The organism is Hoylesella buccalis ATCC 35310 (assembly GCF_000177075.1).
Taxonomy (GTDB): Bacteria; Bacteroidota; Bacteroidia; order Bacteroidales; family Bacteroidaceae; genus Prevotella; species Prevotella buccalis.
On sequence record NZ_ADEG01000101.1, the window covers coordinates 1 to 3169 of the forward strand.

The following is a 3169-nucleotide window of genomic DNA, read 5'->3' on the forward strand; positions in this document are numbered from 1 at the left end:
AGTGGCTTCATAATAATATATATCCCAATGTCTGTACACCTTACAGAGTGTGTAAAATCGTCCAAAACATGGCTTTGGGATGATTTTACAGTTTAAACTTTCATTTGGTAACTTATGGATATTCAGATAAATTATAGGTACTATTATCATTTTATTCTTTTATCCAATTCACATTTCCCCCTTCGCCATATTTGGCGCAGAAAGAATAAGTTTTGTAATTGGGTACAGCTGTAGTGCCAACAATAAGCTGTCGTTCTGCAGAGATTGTCCAATACAAGGTATAACCTTTTGTACGGAGAAATTCCTCCAGTACAGTTCTGCGAATATGCAATCCTTTGGGGATACCTGCGCGATAATGTATGGTGGAAGCATAGAAAGAAGACAAATGATCTTCCGTTCCATAGGTAAAGCAAGCATGGTCTTTGAAATGAAGTTCCATAGTGTTCATCAGTTCGGGACAAGGTAGCATATTTTCTTCTCTATATTCATCGCCAAGCCCCATAGCATCTTCTTGAAGTTGGGTATAGTTGGTCAGCATTACACAGCAGGGACATTTACCATCACCGGCTGACACATAGAGCCATTCCTCATCTTCTGCACTGACATAAGGTAACATCCAAGGATATTCAAGTAGACGGATATCTATGCTTTGTCCAGAAGCGGGCATTGTTCTTCCGCTGAAGTTTTGCCTTGCTATCCAGGCTTCAAACTTCTGTGCATCTTCATTGCGGACAAAAAATGTTTCGTAGGACAAATAGGCATCCTTATGCTCTCCATTCACAGGAAATTCGGAGAAAATGTTAAATAACAACACCCACTTGTTATCCTCGCCCACAAAGAAGTGTTGACAATCGTCTGTTGTAACTGATTGCTCAACCCAATCGGTATCCGACATTTGCTTATCTAGCATGAATGGTGACTGCTTATCCAATACATCAGCTAACTCTGCATCATCTATCAATTCTGTGGTCAAAGTGACATCAAAGTCGTTCAGTATGGAACTGTACCATGGATAAGGAGGGCAGAGTATGCGCTTATTACCACCTACCCCATAGTGCCACCTATCAGTTATAGCAAAATGATCCATCAGTTGTGCTTCTACCGCAAATAGTGCTTGCCACTGATATTTCTTTCCTATTCGCTCACGCTGGTTATCATACCGCCCCGATGAATGTACTCCATTATCCAGTTCACCTAAATCATCATTCCAGCCCAAGATGTTAATTTTTTGAGCCACCATAGATTGTAACTGAACGAGTGACAGCATAGATGGAATGCCGTTTTGGTTATGTGGCATCAGGGTGTAAATCCTACTCTCACTATTTGTATTAAAGCCCAATATATAGCGATGGAAATCAGAAAACTCACACAATGAATATCTAAGTTTTCGGGAACCATCTGTACGACCGAAGTAATCGTCGCCTATCTCTATTGTAGCAAGGGATATCTCTTCTTGTGGATTGTAAGGAGGCAATGCCTTAGAAAAGAGGTCTATGCCATCGTTCTGCGTCTTGGAAAACAGTAGTATCTTCAACAACCATTCGCGTACTCTGACATCCTCAATAGGCTGTTTGTCTTGGAAATGATAATCACGAATAAGAAGCGATACAGCTTTGGAAAGATTTACATCCCGTAAAAGAAGTAATGCGCCATATATAGCATTATAAAGTCCCTCCAAGATATAAGTATCTTTGGCAGAATGGAAATCACGTATCAACATTTCAAACAAGTCGCTATGATGACAAAGTATGCGACACAGCTTCCGCTTGGCATGTGCCCTTATCCTTGGATGCGATGATGCGCAACTCCTAACCAAAAGATTGGCTTCCACCTTATATTCTTGTTCGTTCACTCCTTCGGTATAAAGTGCTGACTCTTCGTAACACTCATTGACAACAGGTGTCCACTTGAGATCCAAGTCTGCTTGGTTCAGTGATCCTAAAGATTGATGCAGTGTTTCCAAAAAACTATTAAGCGAATGTAAGGACACGCTGAAGATGAAACGGTAACCTAAAGTCTTCTCTGCATCTTGCCAAAATTCATTTAAGAGTTTCTGTTTAACAGGATGGTAATGCCATTCTAGCCCTTCAATAAAACATTGTTGCAGAAGAGCATTATTCCCAATTCTCTTTTCTTCAATAATCTCTTTTTTCTCAAATTTCTCTGGCCAAAGAATCGTAATATAGGTTAGAAATTGATAAAACCCCTCCTTGCTAAGTTTTTCTTGCTCGTAGTACTTAATCCACTCTTTGAGCTGGGTTATTTTAGCTTGCTTATCCGATCTGGTGTTTAGAAATACAATGGCTCGCATTACATCCTCCATCTGCTCGTATTCAAACTTCACAATTGACTCTTCGCCCATATAGTTCGTTGCATAATTCCAATCTGCCAAAAGTAGACCTTGAGCCATTAAATTATACAGAAGAGACTTACTCCAAGTACGATTTCTACAGAGTTGATTGGACACAACTCTTGCTTTTTTGCGAGTGATAGGATGGAATTTGTAGGTAAATACCGATAAGTGAACCAATCGGCAGAGGTAATGCCAAGTGATATTCTGTTCTGGATCTTCATCCACGGCTTTCGCCACAGTCTCTTCACGCATATGGATGTACTGGCGATATAATACGCCCAATGATCTTAACCATCTTCTATCGTAATATGGCATTGAAACATAAGTTTCACAGAAGATACTCAAAAAAAGCCCATTCTTGAATCCAAAAAGATTCTTGTCATAATCGATATTATAGGCTTCAAAATATTTATTCACAACATCTTGACTATTCTCCAGCCCAAGAAGATACTGCATTCTGTAACCCCATCTGTTTAACTTGTATTTTTCGTGAAATGGCTTTCTCACTGTAACAACTAATGCCAAATTGGGATATTTGTCTAATTCCGTTTTCAATACCCCCAAACTCTCACACCAATAGGAATCGTCAAGACCTTCATTGAGTGCATCAATAATGAATACATAGCGTCTCATACCAATATTTATTGCATCCCTTTCGGCTTTTTTCTGTAACTCCTCCAAATAATTCTCGTTTTCGAAGTTGAAGATTTTACGGATTTCAGCAATAATACCTCCTCAGTCCTTGTTGAACTGAATACCAAAGCACAGATATACATTGGTTTCTTTGATGATTTGCGAGGCAATGCTACATATATT

The 3169-nt window shown here is 39.4% G+C and carries 1 protein-coding gene; it reads right to left on the reverse strand.

The genetic code is table 11. The features are described 5' to 3' along the window. Positions 1–151: 151 nt before the first annotated feature. Entirely contained in the window at positions 152–2986 is a 2835-nt protein-coding gene (locus tag HMPREF0650_RS11230) for an NACHT domain-containing protein (protein WP_245543502.1), read from the reverse strand. Positions 2987–3169 lie beyond the last annotated feature (183 nt).

What these genes read in the sequence shown, in the direction of transcription:
- HMPREF0650_RS11230 (WP_245543502.1), bottom strand. Translation starts at nt 2,986, where the DNA reads ATGAGACGCTATGTATTCATTATTGATGCACTCAATGAAGGTCTTGAC.